Annotated in this window: 19 protein-coding genes; 13 read left to right on the forward strand and 6 right to left on the reverse strand. The window is 57.2% G+C overall.

Going from position 1 to position 22,463, the window contains the following annotated elements:
- Positions 1–6: 6 nt before the first annotated feature.
- Complete coding sequence (fdnG, locus tag ACERY3_RS08140; protein WP_373225560.1) at positions 7–3,054, reverse strand: formate dehydrogenase-N subunit alpha; 3,048 nt, start codon at positions 3,052–3,054, stop codon at positions 7–9.
- 221 nt (positions 3,055–3,275) lie between these two features.
- Here fdnG and yddG point away from each other — a divergent pair, with 221 nt between their 5' ends.
- Both yddG and ACERY3_RS08150 read left to right on the forward strand, forming a co-directional pair.
- Positions 3,276–4,154 (forward strand): aromatic amino acid DMT transporter YddG, encoded by an 879-nt coding sequence (yddG, locus tag ACERY3_RS08145; protein ID WP_047060943.1) that lies wholly within the window; start codon positions 3,276–3,278, stop codon positions 4,152–4,154.
- A gap of 630 nt (positions 4,155–4,784) precedes the next feature.
- Positions 4,785–5,894, forward strand: coding sequence for a porin OmpC (locus tag ACERY3_RS08150; RefSeq protein ID WP_058840971.1), 1,110 nt, complete (start codon positions 4,785–4,787; stop codon positions 5,892–5,894).
- A 55-nt stretch (positions 5,895–5,949) separates the two neighbouring features.
- Here the strand turns inward: ACERY3_RS08150 and ACERY3_RS08155 are convergent, their stop codons facing one another.
- Entirely contained in the window at positions 5,950–6,894 is a 945-nt protein-coding gene (locus ACERY3_RS08155; protein WP_058840972.1) for a LysR substrate-binding domain-containing protein, read from the reverse strand.
- 170 nt (positions 6,895–7,064) lie between these two features.
- On the opposite strand from ACERY3_RS08155, the gene ACERY3_RS08160 reads away from it, so the two are divergent.
- From ACERY3_RS08160 to ACERY3_RS08190, 7 genes are read left to right on the forward strand one after another with little or no spacing between them, the layout of a single operon-like run.
- Positions 7,065–8,015 carry a branched-chain amino acid ABC transporter permease gene (locus ACERY3_RS08160; protein ID WP_058840973.1) on the forward strand — a complete coding sequence of 317 codons (951 nt, stop codon included), beginning with the start codon at positions 7,065–7,067 and terminating at the stop codon, positions 8,013–8,015.
- A gap of 8 nt (positions 8,016–8,023) precedes the next feature.
- Positions 8,024–9,130, forward strand: coding sequence for a branched-chain amino acid ABC transporter permease (locus ACERY3_RS08165; RefSeq protein ID WP_373225432.1), 1,107 nt, complete (start codon positions 8,024–8,026; stop codon positions 9,128–9,130).
- The gene (locus ACERY3_RS08170) at positions 9,127–9,894 is read left to right on the forward strand and encodes an ABC transporter ATP-binding protein (protein ID WP_058840975.1); all 768 of its coding nucleotides are present in this window, start codon (positions 9,127–9,129) and stop codon (positions 9,892–9,894) included. Before ACERY3_RS08165 ends, ACERY3_RS08170 begins: the two co-directional genes overlap by 4 nt.
- Positions 9,887–10,606, forward strand: a complete 720-nt coding sequence (locus ACERY3_RS08175) for an ABC transporter ATP-binding protein (RefSeq protein ID WP_058840976.1) — start codon at positions 9,887–9,889, stop codon at positions 10,604–10,606. Before ACERY3_RS08170 ends, ACERY3_RS08175 begins: the two co-directional genes overlap by 8 nt.
- A gap of 28 nt (positions 10,607–10,634) precedes the next feature.
- A complete protein-coding gene (locus tag ACERY3_RS08180) occupies positions 10,635–11,792 on the forward strand; it encodes a branched-chain amino acid ABC transporter substrate-binding protein (protein WP_373225433.1) in 1,158 nt (385 codons plus the stop codon).
- Positions 11,793–11,810: 18 nt separating this feature from the next.
- On the forward strand, positions 11,811–12,293 hold the full coding sequence (locus ACERY3_RS08185; RefSeq protein ID WP_047060950.1) for an L-2-amino-thiazoline-4-carboxylic acid hydrolase: 483 nt from the start codon (positions 11,811–11,813) through the stop codon (positions 12,291–12,293).
- Positions 12,290–13,516, forward strand: coding sequence for a Zn-dependent hydrolase (locus tag ACERY3_RS08190; protein ID WP_058840978.1), 1,227 nt, complete (start codon positions 12,290–12,292; stop codon positions 13,514–13,516). The genes ACERY3_RS08185 and ACERY3_RS08190 overlap by 4 nt, the downstream gene beginning before the upstream one ends.
- 39 nt (positions 13,517–13,555) lie before the next feature.
- Here ACERY3_RS08190 and ACERY3_RS08195 read toward each other — a convergent pair whose 3' ends face one another.
- On the reverse strand, positions 13,556–15,439 hold the full coding sequence (locus tag ACERY3_RS08195; RefSeq protein ID WP_033146538.1) for a potassium transporter Kup: 1,884 nt from the start codon (positions 15,437–15,439) through the stop codon (positions 13,556–13,558).
- Between the two features lie 77 nt (positions 15,440–15,516).
- A complete protein-coding gene (locus tag ACERY3_RS08200) occupies positions 15,517–17,004 on the reverse strand; it encodes an MFS transporter (protein WP_058840979.1) in 1,488 nt (495 codons plus the stop codon).
- A 116-nt stretch (positions 17,005–17,120) separates the two neighbouring features.
- On the opposite strand from ACERY3_RS08200, the gene ACERY3_RS08205 reads away from it, so the two are divergent.
- A complete protein-coding gene (locus ACERY3_RS08205; protein ID WP_058840980.1) occupies positions 17,121–17,714 on the forward strand; it encodes a TetR family transcriptional regulator in 594 nt (197 codons plus the stop codon).
- 39 nt (positions 17,715–17,753) lie between these two features.
- On the opposite strand, the gene nhoA is transcribed toward ACERY3_RS08205, so the two are convergent.
- Entirely contained in the window at positions 17,754–18,599 is an 846-nt protein-coding gene (gene nhoA, locus ACERY3_RS08210) for an N-hydroxyarylamine O-acetyltransferase (protein WP_058840981.1), read from the reverse strand.
- A 108-nt stretch (positions 18,600–18,707) separates the two neighbouring features.
- On the opposite strand from nhoA, the gene ACERY3_RS08215 reads away from it, so the two are divergent.
- From ACERY3_RS08215 to ACERY3_RS08225, 3 genes are all read left to right on the forward strand, one after another.
- The gene (locus ACERY3_RS08215) at positions 18,708–19,280 is read left to right on the forward strand and encodes a flavin reductase family protein (protein ID WP_058840982.1); all 573 of its coding nucleotides are present in this window, start codon (positions 18,708–18,710) and stop codon (positions 19,278–19,280) included.
- Between the two features lie 126 nt (positions 19,281–19,406).
- Positions 19,407–19,823: a hypothetical protein gene (locus ACERY3_RS08220; RefSeq protein ID WP_320204115.1), complete on the forward strand. Its 417-nt coding sequence runs from the start codon at positions 19,407–19,409 to the stop codon at positions 19,821–19,823.
- The gene (locus ACERY3_RS08225; protein ID WP_058840983.1) at positions 19,768–20,193 is read left to right on the forward strand and encodes a DUF3828 domain-containing protein; all 426 of its coding nucleotides are present in this window, start codon (positions 19,768–19,770) and stop codon (positions 20,191–20,193) included. Before ACERY3_RS08220 ends, ACERY3_RS08225 begins: the two co-directional genes overlap by 56 nt.
- 79 nt (positions 20,194–20,272) lie before the next feature.
- On the opposite strand, the gene fusA is transcribed toward ACERY3_RS08225, so the two are convergent.
- Positions 20,273–22,375 carry an elongation factor G gene (gene fusA / locus ACERY3_RS08230; RefSeq protein WP_024909590.1) on the reverse strand — a complete coding sequence of 701 codons (2,103 nt, stop codon included), beginning with the start codon at positions 22,373–22,375 and terminating at the stop codon, positions 20,273–20,275.
- Positions 22,376–22,463: the final 88 nt, after the last annotated feature.

Consider the following 22,463-nt stretch of genomic DNA (forward strand, 5'->3'; position numbering starts at 1 on the left):
CGCTCCTTACGCTTTCTCGATGTTGACCAGGAACGCCTTGTACTCCGGCGTTTGCGAGTTGGAATCGCCGACGTTTGGCGTCAGGGTGTTGGCGATGTAGCCTTTCTGCGCCACGCCCTCAAAGCCCCAGTGCAGCGGGATCCCGACGGTTTCCACCTGCTGGCCGTGCACGTTCAGGCTTTGAAGACGACGGGTCACCACCGCCACCGCGCGAATAAAGCCGCGCTTGCTGCTTACCTTCACGCGGTCGCCGTTGGCGATGCCTTTCGCCTTCGCCAGCGTCTCGCTGATCTCCACAAACTGTTCCGGCTGCGCGATGGCGTTAAGCCGCGCGTGCTTGGTCCAGGTGTGGAAATGCTCGGTCAGGCGATAGGTCGTCCCTACGTACGGGAACTTGTCCTTTTTACCTAAGCGCAGGACGTCGTCTTCGTAGATACGCACCACCGGGCTGGAGACCACGTTCGGGTGCAGCGGGTTGGTGCCGAGCGGCGTTTCCATCGGCTCGTAGTGTTCCGGGAACGGCCCTTCCGCCAGCTTGTTGAGGGCAAACAGGCGTCCCAGCCCTTCCGGCTGCATAATGAATGGCCCGGTGTTGCTGCCCGGCGCGGCGGTGTTGTAGTCCGGGATATCGTTCCCCGCCCACTTCGCCCCGTTCCACTGGATCAGCATGCGTTTCGGATCCCACGGCCTGCCGTTTACGTCTGCAGACGCGCGGTTGTACAGCACGCGACGGTTCAGCGGCCACGCCCATGCCCAGCCCAGCGTATTGCCCAGCCCGGACGGGTCGGCGTTATCGCGGTTGGCCATCTGGTTGCCCTGCTCCGTCCAGCTGCCGGTGTAGATCCAGCAGGATGACGCCGTCGTGCCGTCATCGCGCAGCAGCGCGAAGCTGTTCAGCAGCTGACCTTTCTTCGCCACCAGGTTGCCGCTGGCGTCAAAGAGATCCGACAGCGCCACGCCGTTGTTCTCTTTGGCGACTTCCTCTGACTCAGGATGGTCAGGCTGCTTGTAGCTCCAGCCCATCTTCAGCAGCGGCTCAGCGCCCTTGCCGCCTTCGGTGCGGTACATCTCGCGCAGGCGATGGTAAATCCCGGCCAGGATTTCGCCGTCGTTACGCGCTTCGCCCGGCGCATCCTGGCCTTTCCAGTGCCACTGCAGCCAGCGGCCAGAGTTAGCGATTGAACCGTCCTCTTCCGCAAAGCAGGTGGACGGCAGGCGGAACACTTCGGTCTGAATCGACGCCGGATCGACATCGTTTGATTCCCCGTGGTTCTGCCAGAAGGTGGACGTTTCGGTCACCAGCGGATCGATAACCACCATGTACTTCAGCTTGCTCAGGCTGCGAACGACTTTGTTCTTGTCCGGGAAGGAGGCCACCGGGTTAAAGCCCTGGCAGATATACCCCGTGACGTCGCCCTTATCCATCATGTTGAAATACTTGATGACGTCGTACGCCTGGTCCCACTTCGGCAGCCACTCAAAGCCCCAGTCGTTTTCCTTCTGCGCCGCGTCGCCGTAGAAGGATTTCATCAGGCTGACGTAGAACTTCGGATAGTTGCTCCAGTAGTTCACCTGGTCCGGCAGCGTCGCTTTCGGCGTATTGGCCTCAAGATACGTTTGCAGATCCGCCTGCTTTTCAGACGGCAGCGTCAGGTAGCCCGGCAGGCTGGTCGACAGCAGGCCAAGGTCGGTGAGCCCCTGAATATTGGAGTGACCGCGCAGCGCGTTCACGCCGCCACCGGCCATACCCATGTTGCCAAGCAGCAGCTGGATCATCGCCATGGTGCGGATGTTCTGCGCGCCGACGGTGTGCTGCGTCCAGCCCAGCGCGTACAGGAACGTCGTGGTTCTATCTGCGGCACTGGTGGAGGCCAGCACTTCACACACCTTCAGGAAGTCCGCTTTCGGCGTACCGCAGATGTTTTCCACCACCTCCGGCGTGTAGCGGGAAACGTGCTGCTTCAGCAGGTTCCACACGCAGCGCGGGTGCGTCAGGGTTTCATCACGCAGCGCGTAGCCGTTTTCATCGAACTGATAGTTCCAGGACGTTTTATCGTACTGGCGTTTTTCGGCGTCATAGCCGCTAAACAGCCCGTCATCGAAGGCAAAATCATCCCGCACCAGCAGGTTCGCGTTGGTGTAGTGCTTAACGTATTCCGCGTTAATTTTGTTGTTTTCGATCAGGTACAGCAGCACGCCGGACAGGAACGTAATGTCCGTACCGGAGCGGATCGGCGCATAGATATCGGCCACCGATGCCGTACGCGTAAAGCGCGGATCGACGACGATAAGCGTCGCGTCGTTGTTATTTTTCGCCTCCATCGCCCAGCGGAATCCCACCGGATGGGCTTCCGCGGCGTTACCGCCCATCACCACCACGACGTTAGCGTTTTTGATATCAACCCAGTGGTTGGTCATCGCACCGCGACCAAATGTTGGAGCAAGACTTGCTACCGTTGGTCCGTGTCAGACGCGCGCCTGGTTGTCTACCGCCAGCATGCCGAGAGAGCGCACAAATTTTTGCGTCAGCATGCCGGTTTCATTACTCGCCGCAGACGCGCACAGCATCCCGGTGGAAAGCCAGCGGTTAACCGTTACGCCCTGGGCGTTCTTTTCAATAAAGTTGGCGTCGCGGTCGGCTTTCATTAATTTGGCAATACGGGAGAAGGCCTCATCCCAGGAGATACGCTGCCACTTGTCGGAACCCGGCGCGCGGTATTCCGGGTAGCGCAGGCGGTTTTCGCTGTGAACGTAGTCCAGCAGCCCCGCCCCTTTCGGGCAAAGCGCCCCGCGGCTCACCGGATGATCCGGGTCCCCTTCAATATGGTAAATCGCTTCTCTGGCGTTCTTCGCGCCATCGCCCAGGCTATACATCAAAAGCCCACAACCTACGGAGCAGTATGTGCAGGTGTTACGGATCTCTTTCGCGCGCAGCAGCTTATAGTTGCGTGCCTGAGCCAGCGCCATTTTGGGAGCAAATCCCAGCATGGCTGCCGTTGTTCCGGCCATACCGCCCGCGCAGATTTTAAAAAATTGTCTGCGGCTGACGTCCATTGTTGTCCTCGTTTTCATATAAGACTTCGCGCCGCAAACTAACAGCAAAGCCCCTGTTTTTTTTGCGTCAAATCAAGGTCATCTGCCTTCCCCCCCTTAATAGTCACCCCCGGAACCTTTAAATACTCCTTTTTGATTAACGGTTTAAGAGAATAATTGGCGACAGCGTCAGGATGAATGCGATACATTTTTCCTCTGATTTTTATTGCAATGGCGAAGTAATGGACAGAAAGAGAGCAACGCTTATTGGGCTGGCGGCAATACTGCTATGGAGCACCATGGTAGGCCTTATTCGCAGCGTGAGTGAGGGACTGGGCCCGGTAGGCGGTGCGGCGATGATCTACACCCTCAGCGGATTACTGTGTCTGGTGACGGTAGGATTTCCTGATATCAGGCGGTTTTCACCCCGCTATCTTATTGCCGGCAGCGTTTTATTTGTCAGCTACGAAATATGCCTGGCGCTGTCGCTGGGCTATGCCGCAACGCGATCGCAGGCGATTGAAGTGGGCATGGTCAATTACCTTTGGCCAAGCCTGACCATTGTGTTTGCCATCTTGTTCAACGGGCAGAAATCGACCCTGTGGGTGATCCCCGGCTTAGCCGTCTCATTGCTGGGCGTCTGCTGGGTATTGGGCGGAGAACAGGGTTTACATCTTGATGAAATAACCCGCAACATCGTTTCCAGCCCGCTGAGCTACGCGCTGGCGTTTGCCGGGGCATTTATCTGGGCCGCCTACTGCACGGTCACCAGCAAATTTGCGAAAGGACAAAACGGCATTACCCTGTTTGTTTTGCTGACCGCGCTGAGCCTGTGGGTGAAATATTTCCTGAGCGATCAGCCCGAGATGGTGTTCACGCTTCCGGTGATGGTGAAACTGGTCATGTGCGGTATCGCGCTTGGGTTTGGTTACGCCGCATGGAATATTGGCATCCTTCACGGTAACGTCACGGTACTCGCTGCCGTATCCTATTTTACCCCTGTCCTCTCCGCCGCGCTTGCCGCCGCAGTGCTGAGTTCGCCCCTCTCATTCTCGTTCTGGCAAGGCGCGCTGATGGTCTGCGCCGGGTCGTTGCTCTGCTGGTACGCAACAAGAAAATAATGCTTCTCTAACGGTCGGGCGAATTTCAGCCCGGCAACATAATTAACATAAATTTAAAGTGTGATCGCTCCTCGGAATATTTATCATAATTATCGCATTTCCGTTTAAATTCGGTTTATATTTGCCGCCTTCTGTAAGCGGCAGAAAAGATAATTGACACAAACTGACAACACTATGGAATTAATTAACTGCGAATATTAACGCCATGGATAGCATTGAGTGCAATAATTCATTTCTGACGTGTTCATGGCAATATTCGCAATATACGTTTTGATTTACCCCTAACCTACTGTTATTAAGTCAAAACAGTAATAACAACCCCCTCAAAGCATCGATAATACCGAAATCTGACGTAATAGACTAAAACACGCAGAAATTATAGCGATAGCAATAGTCCCGCAGAACACATAATTATTAATCGTATGAAATTCGGTCGCATTGTTTGAATAATCGCCTTTTTGCACGATCGAGATCACACTAATTGAAATTATCTCTAATATTTTGAAACTTATTATTGAAATAAGACTACGAGATTTTTAAAAATAGCATGCCATTGACGAACAGCCTCGTTTAGAAATCGTTCACAGTGGTTCAGGAAATACTCAAAAAAAATTATAAGGAACATTTAAGATGAAACTTAAATTAGTTGCAGTGGCAGTCACTTCCATGCTGGCAGCAGGCGTTGTTAACGCTGCCGAAATTTACAACAAAGACGGTAACAAGCTGGATCTGTACGGTAAAGTAACAGGTCTGCACTATTTCTCTGATGACGCTGGCGCAGATGGCGATAAAACCTACATGCGTATCGGCTTCAAGGGCGAAACCCAGGTTAACGAACAGCTGTCCGGCTACGGCCAGTGGGAATACCAGATTCAGGGTAACAAAGACGAAGGCGACAACCAGTCCTGGACCCGTGTGGCGTTTGCCGGTCTGAAGTTTGCTGAAGCAGGCTCCTTTGATTACGGTCGTAACTACGGCGTAATTTACGACGTGACCTCCTGGACCGACGTTCTGCCAGAATTCGGCGGCGACACCTACGGTGCCGACAACTTCCTGCAGTCTCGTGCAAACGGCGTTGCGACCTACCGTAACCAGGACTTCTTTGGTCTGGTTGACGGCCTGAACTTTGCTCTGCAGTATCAGGGCAAAAACGGCAGCGTAAGCGGTGAAAACACCAGCGGTCGCAGCCTGCTGAACCAGAACGGCGACGGTTACGGCGCGTCCCTGACTTACGATCTGGGTGAAGGCTTCAGCGTGGGTGGCGCAATGTCCTCTTCACGTCGTACCGCTGACCAGAATGCGGCTGGCGTATACGGTGAAGGCGACCGCGCTGAAGTGTACAGCGGTGGTGTGAAATACGACGCAAACAACATTTACCTTGCTGCACAGTACTCTCAGACCTATAACGCAACCCGCTTCGGTACCTCTAACGGTAATCGCAGCGACATCTACGGTTTTGCAAACAAGGCGCAAAACTTCGAAGTTGTGGCTCAGTATCAGTTCGACTTTGGCCTGCGCCCATCCATCGCTTACCTGCAGTCCAAAGGTAAAGACATCGAAAACTTCGGCGACCAGGATCTGGTTAAATACATCGATGTTGGCACGACCTACTATTTTAACAAAAACATGTCCACCTACGTGGATTACAAAATCAACCTGCTCGACGACAACCAGTTCACTCGCCAGGCAGGCATCGGTACCGACAACATCGTTGCGCTGGGTCTGACCTACCAGTTCTAAATCTTGTCTGTACAAAAGCCAGCTGAATAAGCTGGCTTTTTTTTATCCGTCACTTTTACCCGGCTGACGGCTCCCCGCTCGCCGCCCGACGCAGCCAGTTTTGCAGCAGCTTACCGTCCTCGGTCATCTCCGAATCCGAACGCACGCAGAGGTGATAGTCGCGCCCGTCATCGATGGGTAAGTCAAATATCTTCACCAGCTCGCCGCTCTCAAGATAAGGCGCGATCAGCGGCTCGCGCATCAGCGCGCAGCCCAGCCCGGCCTGCACGCCCGCCAGCGTTAACAGCCCGTCTTCAAACAGGGGGCCGCTGCGCCGCAGAGCTCGTTTTACCCCCTGCAGCAGAAACCACTGCGGCCACGTGGTGCGCTCCTCATCATGCAGCAGCGGCATTTGCAGCAGTTGCTCAGGCGTGTCGATATGGCCATGAATGCGCAAAAACGCGCGGCTGCACACCGGCACCATCTGTCCGGAAATCAGCTTTTCGCTCTGATAGCCCGCCCACTGGCCGTTACCAAAACGAATCGACATATCCGACGCATCGCTCAGATAGTTACGATGGTTGGCATACACTACGTTGATCTCGGTCTGCGGATTGGCACGCATAAAATCAGGCAGACGCGGGATAAACCACCCCATGCCAAAAAGCGGGATCAGGCTGATGGTGACCTGACGCGTTTGCGCCTGCTCGGCCAGATGCTCCGTTGCCTGGCGCAGCACGTTAAACGCCGCACGGATCGAACGGTAATATTCCCGTCCGTGCTGGCTCAGCACCAGCGTGCGCCCCTGACGCGCCGTCAGCGGCATTTGCAGATACCCTTCGAGCACCTTGAGCTGATGGCTGACCGCCGACGGTGAGATATCCAGCTCCTGCGCGGCCAGCGTAACGCTGCCCAGCCGGGCGATGGCCTCAAAGGCACGGACGGCCCGAAGCGGCGGATCGTTTGCCAGACGGCTGTCTGCATACGCAGGCAAACTCGCCGATTGTTCTGTTTTATTCATATGTTGATTTCTTTAGGCTTTTCACCAGAGAACGCGATTACATTATCTTTATATAAATCATTAAGATAAAACAATAGCGGTTTATCATAAGAAATAATATATGTGTATTTTACAATTAAATTCATTTATCGGATGGTAGCCGCAGAAAGAAGACTTTGCGGGAACAGACGTTGGATACACTCATACAACAATTGATCAACGGTGTGATGCTGGGCAGCATTTACGCGCTGATCGCGCTGGGCTATACCATGGTGTATGGCATCTTGCGCATTATTAACTTTGCTCACGGCGATATTCTGATGGTCGGTGCGCTCACCACCCTTTCCGCCATTAACGCTCTGAACACTACCTTTCCTCACATGCCGCTGCTGTTGCAGCTTGGCGTTGCCCTGGCGATTGCCATGGTCGTTTGCGCCCTGCTGGCAATGGCCGTGGAGCGCTTTGCCTACCGTCGACTGCGCAACGCCCCGCGCCTGGCACCGCTTATTTCGGGTATCGGCGTCTCGGTCCTGCTGCAAACCGTGGCGATGATTATCTGGACGCGCAATCCGCTGATGTTCCCGCAGATCCTGCCCATGGAACCGATCGCCGTGACGTCAGGAAGTGAACAACATCCCCCCGCCATTGTGACCGTCACCGGCATTGTTACCGTGGCGCTGGCGCTTGCGGTGATGACGGGGCTATGGCTGCTGGTGGAATACACCCGCCTGGGCCGCGGCATGCGCGCCGTGGCGGAAAACCCGCGCGTTGCCACGCTGATGGGGGTTAACCCCAATGCCATTATTACCCTGACGTTCGCCATTGGCGGCGTGTTCGCCGCGCTGGCAGGTGTCATGATGGCCAGCAACTACGGCAACGCCAGCTTCTCGATGGGCTTTTTACCCGGGATCAAAGCCTTTACCGCCGCCGTGCTGGGAGGCATTGGCAACATTCGTGGCGCCATGATTGGCGGGATCCTGCTCGGCATTATCGAAGCGCTGGGCGCAGGCTACCTGGGTGAACTGACCCACGGCGTCTTCGGCAGTAACTATCAGGACGTCTTTGCCTTCATGGTTCTGATTCTGGTGCTGGTCTTCCGTCCGGCAGGCCTGCTGGGCGAGCGCGTAGCGCACAGGGCGTGAGGGAAACAATGACAACGCTTCAACTACAAACCCCGGCGGCGACGCGCAAATTCTGGTCAGGCATGGTTCTGTTCTGCCTCGCGCTGCTGGTTGCCCCCGTGGTGGCCACGCAGCTTGGCGGCAACTACTGGGTGCGCGTTATCGACTTCGCCCTGCTCTACATCATGCTGGCGCTGGGGCTCAATATTGTGGTGGGCTATACCGGCCTGCTGGATATGGGGTTTATCGCCTTTTACGCGGTCGGGGCTTACCTCGCCGCGCTGATGGCGTCGCCACATCTGCTGGAGGTTTTCCCGATCCTCGGCGTCTGGTTCCCGGACGGGCTGCACACCTCATATCCGCTGATTATTCCGCTGGCGGCGCTCGTCGCTGCGGTCTGCGGCATTTTACTGGGCGCACCCACGCTGAAGCTACGCGGGGACTACCTGGCGATAGTGACCCTCGGCTTTGGCGAAATCATCCGTATCCTGATGCGCAACCTCGACCGTCCGGTGAACATCACCAACGGTGCGAAGGGCATTACCGGGGTGGATACGCTGAATCTGTTCGGCCTGAAGTTTAGCGGCGTATACCACTGGTTTGGTTTCAAAGTGCCCGCGCTGTGGCTGTGGTACTACCTGCTGATGCTGGTGATTGTGGCGATTATTTTTGTCTGCCTGCGCCTGCAGCATTCCCGTATTGGCCGCGCCTGGCACGCCATCCGTGAAGATGAGGATGTGGCCCGCGCGATGGGCATCAACGTGCGTAACTATAAGCTGCTGGCCTTTGCGATGGGTGCGTCTTTTGGCGGCGTGGCGGGAGCCCTGTTCGGCGCGTTCCAGGGCTTTGTCTCCCCGGAATCCTTCACGTTACAGGAATCCATTGCCGTGCTGGCGATGGTGGTGCTGGGCGGGATGGGACACATTCCGGGCGTGATCCTCGGCGCGGTACTGCTTACCGCCCTGCCGGAACTGCTGCGCAGTCAGGCAGCCCCGGTTCAGCAGGCGCTGTTCGGTACGGTGCTGATTGACCCGGAAGTGCTGCGTCAGCTTTTCTACGGCCTGGCGCTGGTGCTGGTCATGCTGGTGCGTCCTGCCGGGATCTGGCCGGTACGCCACAAGGAGGTGAATACATGAGTCTGTTAACCGTACGCAACATGTCCAAACGCTTCGGCGGGCTTACCGCCGTGGATGACGTTTCGATTACCGTGAACAAGGGCGAGATCTACGGCCTGATTGGTCCTAACGGGGCGGGAAAAACCACCTGTTTTAACCTGATCACCGGGCTTTATCCGGCGGACAGCGGTGAATTTTCCATTGCCGATAAGCCCTATTTCCCAAAGCACATTGAGAAAGTCACCGCCGCCGGGATCGCGCGCACCTTCCAGAACGTGCGCCTCTTTAACGACATGTCGGTGCTGGAAAACGTGATGGTGGGCCGCCACGTGCGCACCCGTAACGGCCTGTGGGCCGCGCTGAGCCGTCACAAACGCGCTCGCGCGGAAGAGACGCAGACCCGGGAGCTGGCCTGGCACTGGCTGGAGTACACCGGCATTGCGAAGTTCGCCCACTACCGCGCCTGCGATCTGGCGTATGGCCATCAGCGACGTCTGGAGATTGCCCGCGCGCTGGCAACGGATCCGCTGCTGCTGGCGCTGGACGAACCCGCCGCCGGGATGAACGCAGCGGAAAAAGTGGCGCTCGGCGAGCTGCTTATCCGCCTTCGCGATGACGGCAAAACCCTGCTGATGATTGAACATGACGTCAAGCTGGTGATGGGCATCTGCGATCGCCTGACGGTGCTTGATTACGGCAAAACGCTCGCCAGCGGCACGCCGGAGAGCGTGCGTCGCGACCCGGCAGTGATCGCCGCCTGGCTTGGAGGCAACGCCCATGTCTGAATTACTGAAGGTGGAACGCGTGGACGTGCATTACGGCGGTATTCAGGCCGTACGCGATGTCTCTTTTACCCTGCACGAGGGCGAACAGGCTACGCTGATCGGCGCTAACGGCGCGGGGAAAAGCTCCACCGTGCGCGCCATTACCGGGCTGGAAAGCTTTAGCGGCCGTATTGAATTCAACGGTAAAGCGGTGCGTAAGCACAGGCCCGAAACCCTGCTCCGTGACGGACTGGTGATGGTCCCGGAAGGCCGGGGGATCTTCTCCCGAATGACGGTGCTGGAAAACCTGCAGATGGGCGCCTGGCTTAGACGTGACACTGTCACCGTTAAACGCGAGATGAACGAGATTTTCGAGCGCTTCCCGCGCCTGGGCGAACGCCAGCATCAGCTCGCCGGCCTGCTGTCCGGCGGTGAGCAACAGCTGCTGGCTCTTAACCGCGCCCTGCTCAGCCGCCCGCGCCTGCTGATCCTCGACGAACCCTCGATGGGCCTCGCCCCGAAGATGGTAGAAAACATTTTTGCCGTCATTGCCGGCCTGCGCGAGAGCGGCGTTGCCCTGCTGCTCATCGAACAAAACGCCCGTCTCGCGCTGGAGGTGACCGACAGCGCGTGGGTGATGGACAGCGGCAGCATCGTCCATCATGGCGAATCGAAAGCGCTGCTCAATGACGACCAGATTGCACAGATTTATTTGGGCGAAATGCCCGTTTAACAACACCAGCCAACATCAGGGAAATACAATGAAAACAGTAAAAATCAGTGCGCTTAGCGCCGCTATCCTCCTCGGCAGCTTTGCCTCTACCGGAGCCTGGGCCGCCGACGACGAAACCGTGGTTATCGGTCTGGCAGGCCCGCTCACCGGCCCGTCTGCCCGTATCGGTAAGGATCTGGAGAACGGCGCACAGCTGGCCATTGACGACATTAACAAGCAGCACCCGACCATCGGTGGCAAAGCGGTGACCTTCAAACTGCAGTCCGAAGACGATCAGTCCGACCCGCGCACCGCCGTGGCCGTGGCGCAGCGTCTGGTGGATAGCGGCGTGGCGGGCGTTGTCGGCCACTGGAACACCGGTACCAGCATTCCTGCCGCACGTATCTATCACGATGCGGGCATCGCACAGGTGGCACCGGTCGCGACCGGTCACGCCTATACCAAACAGGGTTTTGATACCAGCTTCCGCGTGATGGGCCACGACGACGACGGCGGTCAGCTAGCCGGCCAGTACGCGGTTAATACGCTGAAAGCCAAACGCATTGCGGTGATCGACGACCGTACCGCCTTTGGTCAGGGACTGGCGGACCAGTTCATTAAATCCCTTGAAGCGCAGGGCGTGAAGGTTGTCGATCGTCAGTACGTTGATGACAAAACGGTGGATTTCAGCGCCGTGCTGACCGCCATCCGGAGTAAAAACGCCGATCTGATCTTCTTCGGCGGCGTCGACAGCCAGGCCGCACCGCTGGCGCGTCGTATCAAACAGCTGGGCATGAACGCCACCCTGATGGGCGCAGGCGGATTTGTCAGCCAGACGTTCCTGCAGCTGGCGCAGAAAGAAGGCGAAGGCGTGGTGGCGCTGGAGCCGGGTCTGCCCGTTGACCAGATGCCGGGCGGTAAAGCGTTCGAACAGGCGTACCAGTCACGCTACCACACCCATATCGAACTGCACGCCCCGTTCGCCTATGACGCCACCCGCGTGCTGGTTGCGGCGATGGAAAAAGCAGACTCCGTTGAGCCGTCCGACTATCTGCCAGCCCTGCGCGCCATTAGCTACTCCGGCGTCACCGGACAGATCGCGTTTGATAAAGAAGGTAACCTGAAATCGCCGTCCTTCACCGTTTACAAAGTTGTCGACGGCAAATGGCAGCCGCAGACCGTGCTGGGTGGCGCAAAAGCGAAGTAACGCAGCGAGGGCAATGTGATGAGTGATAATAACGAGCTGGGCATTCTCGCCCGCCGCAAAATTGAAGCAGAAATTATTAAGCCAATTTATGAAATCCTGGTGCGCGAGATAGGGAAAACCCGCGCCCAGGCGGTCATTGGCGAGGCCATTGAGCAGGCCGCGATTGACGCTGGCAAAGCGTTTGCCAGCAAAGAACCCAACGGCGCGGACGTAAAGAGCTTCATCGCCCTCCAGTATCTGTGGGAGAAAGATAACGCCCTGGACGTGAAGGTGATCGACGCCGACGACCAGCAGTACAACTACAACGTGACCCGCTGTCGTTACGCGGAGATGTATCACGAAATGGGGCTGGGCGAGATTGGTCATCTGCTCTCCTGCGCGCGCGATGAAAAATTCATCGTTGGCTATGCGCCGGACGTGAAGCTGACCCGCACGACCACCATCATGCAGGGCGGTTCGTGCTGTGATTTCCGCTACCGCAGCAGTAAGGACAAGCCATGATCCGCGTCAACGCCGAACGGCTGTGGTCAACGCTTGAGATTATGGCGCAGATCGGCGGCACGCCCGCCGGCGGCGTGACCCGTCTGGCGCTGAGCGAGGAAGACCGCATTGCGCGTAACCTGCTGCGCGACTGGGCGCTGGACGCGGGTTTCACCTGCGACGTCGACAGCATGGGCAATATGTTTATCCGTCGCGCGGGGAAAAACCCGCAGCTTGCCCCGGTCATGACGGGTTCACATGTGGATACCCAGCCGCTGGGCGGTAACTACGACGGGGTTTACGGCGTGCTGGCCGGGCTGGAGCTGCTGCGAACCCTTAACGACCATCGCGTTGAGACCGAGCGTGACGTTGTGCTGGTGAACTGGACTAACGAAGAGGGCGCGCGCTTTGCGCCAGCCATGCTCTCTTCAGGGGTCTGGACGGGACAGTTTGGCGAAGCGTACGCCCACGCCCGCGCGGATAACGATGGCATCACCGTGGGCGAAGCGCTGGAGAGCATTGGCTACCGGGGTGAAACCCCTGCCCGCGCGTTTCCCGTTCACGCCTGCTACGAACTGCACATCGAACAGGGCCCGATCCTGGAAGATGAAGCCATTGATATCGGGTTAGTCCGCGCGGCAATGGGCCAGCGCTGGTTTACCCTTACGCTGGACGGATTCGCCGCCCACGCGGGCACGACGCCGATGCACAGCCGCCGCGACGCGCTGACCGCCTTCGCAGAGCTGGCGCTGAAGGTGGAAGAGATTGGCTATCGGCATGCGCCGGACGGACGCGCGACGATCGGTATGGCGAAGGTTACGCCAAACTCGCGCAACGTCGTGCCGTCTCGCGTGGAATGCAGCGTTGAGTTTCGCCATCCGGCATCGAATGCGCTGGTAGCGATGGAGGCGGCGCTGCATAAGGTGGCTGAAAGCCTCAGCCTGCGCGGCGTCGCGGCTGCCGTTGAGCGCATTTTCGACTACGCGCCCATCGCGTTTGATGCCGAATGCCTGGCGCGTTCGGATAAGGCCGTGGCGGAACTGGGCTATTCGTCGAAACCGATGGTCTCCGGTGCGGGACATGACGCCTGCTATGTCAGCAAAATGGCGCCCGCCAGCATGATCTTTATCCCCTGCGTGAAAGGCATCAGCCATAACGAAGCGGAAAGGATCCTGCCAGAGTGGGCGGAGAAAGGGGCGAATGTGTTATTGCATAGCGTCCTGTCCGCGGCCCTTGAGAGATAGAACGGTGCGAAAGCAGAGGGGCTCTGCTTTCGCCAGAATCTACACGGCAACGCGTCGGCTGATTTCGACAACCCGATCGCTGGGAAGGTGATAGTGGTTGATGACGTGCGTGCAGTTGCGCTTCATGAACGCAAAGATGTGCCGTTGCCAGGCCGCCATTCCTGCCTCACCTTCGCCTGCCACAATGGTTTCATGCCCGACATACCAGGTAGCGTCATCCGTGGCGAAAAGCGCGTTAATCTCGCTGACACCCTGCAGCAAACGCGGGATGTCCGGATGTTCCATAAAGCCATACTGGGCCACGCCGTGCCAGTAGCCCGGCGCGCGCTGCTCTACCCTGATGCGTTGTTCTTCCCCCACGTAGGGCACATTCAGAATATCAATGGTAAGCGACAACACATCCTGCTGGAGCGCCCGGTTTCGCGCGACGTGCCAGCGCATGACCGGCGGGATATTGTTCTGCGTACGGGTCAAAAAGACGGCGGAGCCCGCCACTCTGGGCACCGTTTTTTGCTGAAGCTGGGCAAAGAACGCATCCACGCTGACGCCCTTCTCGCCCACCGATGCGGATACCGCCTTAATGCCGCGGTGCCAGATCAGCATCACCGTACAAATAGCGGCGGCCATCAGCAGCGGAATATAGCCGCCCTCCAGGACCTTAATCAGATTGGCAAACAAGAAGGTGGCATCAATCACCAGAAAACAGAGGGCAATCACCGCGCTGCTGGCGAGGCTCCAGCGCCACACTTCGCGCATTGCCACAAACAGCAGCCCCGTGGTCATCAGCATGGTTAACGACACGGCAATGCCGTACGCGGCGGCGAGCTTATCGGAGGATTTAAAGAACACCACCAGCCCGATGGTCACCCCCATCAGCAGCCAGTTGATTATCCCGATATAAATCTGGCCGTAGCTTTCCGCCGCCGTCTGCTTGATGCGCAATCGGGGTAACCAGCCAAGCTGTATGGCCTGGCGCGTCATGGAAAAAGCGCCGGTAATAATCGCCTGACTGGCGATGATCGTCGCCAGCGCGGCAAGAATGATGAGCGGAACCTGCAGCACCGGCGGACAGAGCGTATAGAAAAGGTTTTGTTTGCTGTCGGCACCGGCCAGAATCAGCGCTGACTGGCCGGCATAGTTGAGCAGCAGCGAAGGAAAGACGATGCCGTACCAGGCAAGCCAGATGGGCTTTTTGCCAAAATGCCCCATGTCTGCATACAGGGCCTCGGCCCCCGTCACGCAGAGAAAAACGCCGCCCAGGACCAGGAAACTGGTGTACCCGTTCGAAAACAAAAACGCAATGCCGTACGCAGGGTTGAGGGCCAGCAATACCGAGGGGTGTTGAACGATCCCCCGCACGCCCAGGGCAGCAATCGCCAAAAACCAAACCGCCATGACCGGGCCAAATATTTTCCCTATTCGCGCAGTGCCAAAAGGCTGAAGAAGAAACAGCCCCAGCAGAACCGCCACCGTCAGGGGTAATATGTACGGCTGAGATTCAGGAATGACCATCTCCAGCCCTTCAAGGGCAGAAAGCACGGAGATAGCCGGGGTTATCGCGCCGTCACCGTAAATTAAAGCGGCGCCGATAAGGGCGGAAAAAATAACCCAGCGCCCGCCTTTGCCTTTCTCCACCAGAAGCGACATTAAGGCCATGATGCCTCCCTCGCCATGATTATCAATTCGCATGGCGAAGGCGGCATATTTTATGGACGTTACCAGGATGAGTGTCCAGGTAATCAGGGAGAGCAGGCCCAGTATGACGCCGGGCGTAGGGTCATGCTCAGAGAGCGACAGCACCGTGCGGAAGGTATAAAGCGGGCTGGTGCCGATATCACCAAAAACGACGCCCAGCGCGCCCCCTGCAAGCAGGGTTAACCGGGAGAGCGGTTGGGACGGTTCACTGCTGTGGCGAGGGCGCATATTTTCCAGCAAGAGTCAGATAATCCTTTAAAAAACATAGCCCATCTGCCCCACCCGCGCCAACCGCGCGCCCTGTATTACTGCGGCTTGACCCTCGCCAGGCTGAACCAGATCCCCACTGCCAACAGCAGCAGCATTCCGCCCGCGCTGCCCAGCGCCACGCTGTGCGAGGTGATAAATGCGCTTTTCGCCGCCTCAATCACCGACTCCGCCAGCGTCGGGGTCAGATCCTGCGCCACCTTCATCGCCTCACCAATGGATGACGAGGCTTTATCTGCGAGCGAGGCGTTCAGCCCCTGCGGCAGGTCAATCGACGCCGAGAAGCTGCGGGTCAACAGCAGGCCAAAGATGGCGATCCCCAGCCCGGCGCCCAGTTCATAGGACATGGTTTCAATAGCCCCCGCGGCGGCGGCCTTCTCTTTCGGCGCAGCGGCCATAATCGCCGAGGTCGAGGCCAGCAGCGCGCTGGCGGCGCTAAAGCCGAGCAGCACCATCAGGGCAGAAGCCAGCAGCTGCTGCGTGCTGAAATCAAGCATCGACAGGCCGATAAAGCTAACGGCGCTGAGCCCCATTCCGCCAGCCGCGACGATGCGTAGCCCTAATCGCCCGACCAGCACACCCGCGATCGGGCCGCTAAACCCGCTCGCCACCATCACCGGCAGCATGAACATTCCCGCTTCAAACGGCGTAAAGCCGTGAACAAACTGCAGCTCCTGGGCCATCAGCAGCTCAAACCCGACCAGGGCAATCATGGCGGTCATCGCCATCACCACGCCGCTCAAAATGATGCGATGGCAGAACAGACGCATGTCGATCATCGGCACGCGGGCGCGGAGCTGAATACGCACGAAGATAAACAGCAGCACCGAGCCGGTAACCAGCGCGGACGCGACCACCCACGGCGACAGTGCGCCTTTGAGGGCTGTTTTTGCGCTGTAGACCAGCAGCAAAATCGCCACAATCAGCATAATGGCATGGCTGATATTCAGCGGCTGCTCCGGGCGGCCCTGCTGAGGAGGCACAAAACGCGCGGCCAGCGAAACCACCACCAGCACGATCGGTACGTTGATTAAAAACACCGAGCCCCAGTAGAAATGCTCGAGCAGCATACCGCCAATCAGCGGGCCAAACGCCGCGCCACCGGACCCCACCGCGGCCCAGATGCCGAGCGCAATATTACGATCCCGCGCGTTGGTAAACAGCGTACGGACCCCAGCCAGCGTGGCCGGAATAATCATCGCCGCGCCGATTGCCAGCGAGGCGCGCGCCGCAATCAGCCACCCTGCTGACGGGGCAAACGCTGCCGCCAGCGACGACAGGCCAAACAGCGTGCTGCCAATCATGAGCAGTCGTTTAAAGCCAATGCGGTCACCCAGGGCGCCCATCGGCAGCACCATTCCCGCCATCACCAGCGAGTAAATATCGATGATCCACAGCAATTCATTGCCGCTGGCGCCCAGCGTCATGCTCAATGTCGGCGCCGCCACGTGCAGCACCGTCGCGTCGATCGCCACCGGGATATACACCAGCACGATAATCACTAACGCTAACCACTGACGAAACATAAATTTCCTTTTCTTTTAAAACATGGACACATGTCCAGGATGCGATCCTACGTAAAGTTGAACACATGTCCAGCTTTTTGTTACACTCGTTTCATTCCCATTGAGAGTGAGTAAACATGCGATATCTGAGCAAGGATGAACGGCGGGAAGCCATCTTACAGGCCGCCATGCGCGTGGCGCTGGCTGAAGGACTGGCGGCAATGACGGTACGCCGTATTGCCGCCGAGGCCGGAGTCGCCACCGGCCAGGTGCATCATCATTTTACGTCCGGCGGCGAGCTAAAATCGCTGGCCTTCGTACGGCTAATTCGCGAGCTGCTGGATGCGGATGTCGCGGGTAAACAGGCCAGCTGGCGGGAACAGCTTCATGCCATGCTCGGCAGCGATGACGGGAGGTTTGAGCCCTATATTCGCCTGTGGCGTGAGGCGCAGATCCTGGCCAGCCGCGATGCCGACATCAAAGGCGCCTATGTGATGACCATGGAGATGTGGCACCAGGAAACGGTGGCGCTTATCAAAGCGGGAACGGAGGCCGGGGCATTAAAACCGGGCGATCGAGCGGAAAATATTGCCTGGCGCTTGATTGGTCTGGTGTGCGGTCTTGACGGAATGTATATCTTAAACATGCCCGAAATGGACGAAGCCGCCTTTAGCAACCATCTTGATAAATTAATCACGCTCGAGTTGTTTTCTAGCTCGTCTAAGCAGTGATGTTGCCGGGTAGCGGCGACGCCTTACCCGGCCTGCGCATTATTTCCCGGCCTGAGGATGTGTATCAAAGCCCGCCATTACCGCCGTCAGCTCCGCCAGTGAAAATCCGTGTTTTGCATCGTCAACCCCCAGCCCAAAGCGTTCCTGCATCAGCTGGTAAAGCGCCTCAGCATCCGGCAAATGGATCTGTTCTTCTACGTGACCGTTCTGCCAGTGGGTAAAGTTGAAGTTGGTTAGCGTCAGCTTGCCGCCGTCCGGCAGATGGCGACACATCAGCAGATGATGACGGAAATGCGACTGCGGCCAGTGCGCCGACCAGAAATTCCCCATCACGTAATCGCTGAAATACTGCGTCGTCAGGTCAAACTGGTACATCGACTGCCAGTGCTCGTGGTGACGGAACTGCAGCACCCAGTCGTTCCCCTCGTTCAGCAGACGATACAGCCCGTGCGGCGTCTCCTGTTCTTCATTAGCGAGCAGTCGAATCGGCGCCGTCAGCGTCTGGCCGCCAAAGCCGACATCGGCAATCCAGCGCTCACCGTTAAGCTCTACCAGCAGCAGGCGGTGCGTGCGCGGCGGCATTTGCGGCGGATTCGCTAATACCACGCGTCCCAGCACGCTACGCACCGTAAACCCGACTTCACGCAGGACCCGCTCGAACAGGCCGTTTTGTTCAAAGCAGTATCCCCCTCGACGTGCGGTGACCAGCTTGTCGACCAGACACCGATCGTCAAGCTGGATTTCACGCGGCAGAACGACATCAATATTCTCAAAAGGGATCGCACAGTTGTGATGTAAATGCAGCGCGCGCAGGGTATCGATATCCACCCGCGTCGGTTGCGCCCAGCCGATGCGGGCAAAATAGGCGGTCAGAAATGGGGACATGCATCAGTTTCCTTTGATTGAGATGTTCTGTTTATAAACTAATTTTACGCACCCACTTTGATTTACGTGCTTTTTCGTCATACTCATCGGTGTAGATGAGGAGATCCTATGAGCCACTTTCGCCCTGTTGAATTACGTCATGCCAGCCGTCTGCTGAACCACGGCCCAACTGTGCTTATCACCAGTCGGGATGAAAGCCTCGACAGACGCAACGTGATGGCCGCCGCATGGTCAATGCCCGTTGAGTTTGAACCGCCGCGCATCGCAATAGTCGTGGATAAAAGCACCTGGTCGCGCGAGCTGATTGAGCGCAGCGGGAAGTTTGGCATCGTCATTCCCGGCGTGGCGGCCGCCAACTGGACATACGCGGTCGGTAGCGTCAGCGGGCGCGATGAAGACAAATTCAACTGCTACGGGATCCCGGTCGTGAACGGTCCTGAACTTGGCCTGCCGGTGATTGAAGAAAAATGTCTGGCGTGGATGGAGTGTCGTTTATTACCCGTCACCTCCGCGGCAGAGAAATACGATACCCTGTTTGGTGAAGTGGTTTCAGCGGCAGCCGATGAACGCGCGTTTATCGCCGGGCGCTGGCAGTTTGACGGGGATAAGCTGAATACGCTGCATCATCTTGGTGCCGGGACGTTTGTCGCGAGCGGGAAGATGCTGAAGGCGCTGGATTGATTTACTTAATCATATCATACTGAATTATAGTAAATTTCTATGGCATTTTATGTTTGCCATTGCGTTTTAAAACGGAGGATATTTCCGGAGTTGCTGCATTAGCACTCTCGCGTTAAGGAAATATCAATGACATGGAATAAAGATGGCGCAATCTCATATGCCAAATCACACGCCCAACCGAAGAGCACGGGTTATTGTGCTCACTACGTCACCGAAGCGATCAGAACGGGTGGAAGATTAAAAATCCCCAATACGCGTCTGGCAAAAGATATGGGGCGAACATTGGTCAATGCTGGATTCCGCCTGGTATACGATCAACCTCATGCCGGTGACGTAGCCGTTATCCAAATATTGTGGGCCACGATAGCGGCCACGTTTGCATATACGATGGTCAGCAGTGGATCAGCGATTTTGTACAACGCTCTCTTTATCCAGGACAGGCTTACCGAAACATACAGCCTCATTACGAGCTGTTCAGGCATGACTAATGAAAACACTCTTCTTTTTACTTTTCGCCCTGTCTCCGTTCGCTGTCGCAGATAACATTTATGCACCGGGCCAGGCGGCGCTTAAATTCAATCATTGGTATATCGCGCAGTTAGATCAGAACAAACCGCCCGTACTCAATCCGGACATTATGAATAACTACGTTGCCGCAGAGACTATCGCAGCAATTAAAGAAATGTACTCTGGCGACAGTAACGAAAAAGACATGCCCGATGCGGATATGTTCATCAAATCGCAGGACTGGGATGAAGACTGGAATCAGATAACCGTCTTACATTCTGATTTTGATGCCGTTTGCACAAACGTCTATATCGCGTTTGGTAAGAAACAAGATCACGTTGTAGCAGATTGTCTCGTCCAGGAAAAAGGCGTATGGAAAGTTCGCTCGGCCACGCTGATAAAGTAACAATCTGATATGAAAGGAAACGCCCTCTGTCGCAGAGGAAAAAGCACACGATAGCCCAGCGGCTACCGTGTGCAGTTAATTAACTCTTCGCACGTCGTGAAATAATCTCATCCGCAACATTCCGCGGGGCTTCCGCAAAATGATGGAACTCCATCGTATACGTCGCGCGTCCCTGGGACATCGAGCGCAATGTCGTGGCATAACCAAACATCTCTGCCAGCGGCACGTCAGCGCGAATAATCTGACTTCCGTACTGCTCTGCCATCCCCTGCACCATGCCGCGGCGGGAGGAGAGATCGCCCATAATGTTACCGGCGTACTCCTCCGGCGTTTCCACCTCCACGTGCATGATCGGCTCGAGAATCACCGGATCCGCCCTGCGGGCGCCCTCTTTGAAGCCGAGGATCGCCGCCATGCGGAACGCCATCTCCGAGGAGTCGACGTCGTGATACGAGCCAAACGTCAGCGTCGCTTTGACATCAACGACCGGATAGCCCGCCAGAACGCCGCTGTTCATCGCTTCCCGCAGCCCTTTCTCAACGGACGGGATATACTCGCGCGGCACCACGCCACCCTTGGTGGCATCTTCAAATTTAAAGCCACTTCCGGGCTCCAGCGGCTCCAGACTCAGCACCACATGGCCGTACTGCCCTTTACCACCGGACTGACGGACAAATTTGCCTTCGATATCCTTCACCGTTTTACGCAGGGTTTCACGGTAGGTTACCTGTGGGCGGCCAATGTTCGCCTCGACGCCAAACTCGCGCTTCATGCGGTCGACGATGATCTCAAGGTGTAGCTCACCCATCCCGGAGATAATGGTCTGGCCGGACTCTTCGTCAGTATGCAGGCGGAAAGACGGATCTTCCGCTGCCAGACGCTGCAGCGCGATCCCCATTTTCTCCTGATCGCCTTTGGTTTTCGGCTCGATCGCCAGCGAGATCACCGGATCCGGGAACTCCATGCGTTCAAGCGTGATCACGGCATTCGGATCGGTGAGCGTGTCGCCGGTGGTCACATCCTTCAGCCCAACGCAGGCCGCAATGTCTCCGGCGCGCAGTTCGTCCACCTCGTGGCGATCGTTGGCATGCATCAGCACGATACGCCCGATGCGCTCTTTCTTCCCTTTCACCGGGTTGTACACCGCGTCGCCTTTGCGCAGCACGCCAGAGTACACGCGGATAAAGGTCAGTTGCCCAACGTACGGGTCGCTCATCAGCTTGAACGCCAGGGCCGAGAATGGCTCATCATCGCTCGGATGACGCTCCGCGTGCTGCCCTTTTTCATCCACGCCATCAATGGCCGGCACGTCCAGCGGCGACGGCATGAGCTCAATGACCGCATCGAGCATGCGCTGCACGCCTTTATTCTTGAACGCGCTGCCGCACAGCATCGGCTGAATTTCACCCGAGATGGTGCGAATACGCAGCCCTTTGATAATTTCCGCTTCCGTCAGGTCGCCGGTTTCCAGGTATTTGTCCATCAGCTCGTCGCTGGCTTCCGCCGCAGCAGAGACCATTTTTTCCCGCCATTCCCGGGCGGTACTGACCAAATCATCCGGCACGGGCGCATAGGTAAACACCATGCCCTGCGTCGCGTCGTCCCACAGAATGGTGCGCATCTTGATGAGATCCACCACGCCGGTGAAATGATCTTCTGCACCCACCGGAATGACAATCGGCACCGGATTGGCCTTCAGGCGCTCCTGCATCATGCGTACGACGCGGAAGAAATCAGCGCCCGGACGGTCCATTTTGTTGACGAAGGCCAGACGCGGAACGTGATATTTATTGGCCTGACGCCAGACGGTTTCCGACTGCGGCTGCACGCCGCCCACGGAGTCATACACCATCACGGCACCGTCGAGTACGCGCATGGAACGTTCCACTTCGATGGTGAAATCCACGTGCCCCGGGGTGTCGATGATGTTGATCCGGTGCGGCTCATATCCTCTGTCCATACCAGGCCAGAAGCAGCTGACCGCCGCAGAGGTAATCGTGATCCCGCGCTCTTGCTCCTGCGCCATCCAGTCAGTGGTTGCCGCGCCATCGTGTACTTCACCCAGCTTGTGGCTCATCCCGGTGTAAAACAGGATGCGCTCAGTGGTGGTGGTTTTACCGGCATCGATATGCGCGGAGATACCGATGTTGCGATAACGTTCGAGAGGGATGGGTCGGGGCATGATATTTCCTTAGTCACTATGACTTGTCTGTGACGACCAGGATGGTCGTGCATTCGTTCGTTTGCTATAATAGTCCTATTGTACGAGT

The organism is Enterobacter cloacae complex sp. ESBL7 (assembly GCF_041679625.1).
Classification (GTDB): Bacteria; Pseudomonadota; Gammaproteobacteria; order Enterobacterales; family Enterobacteriaceae; genus Enterobacter; species Enterobacter asburiae_B.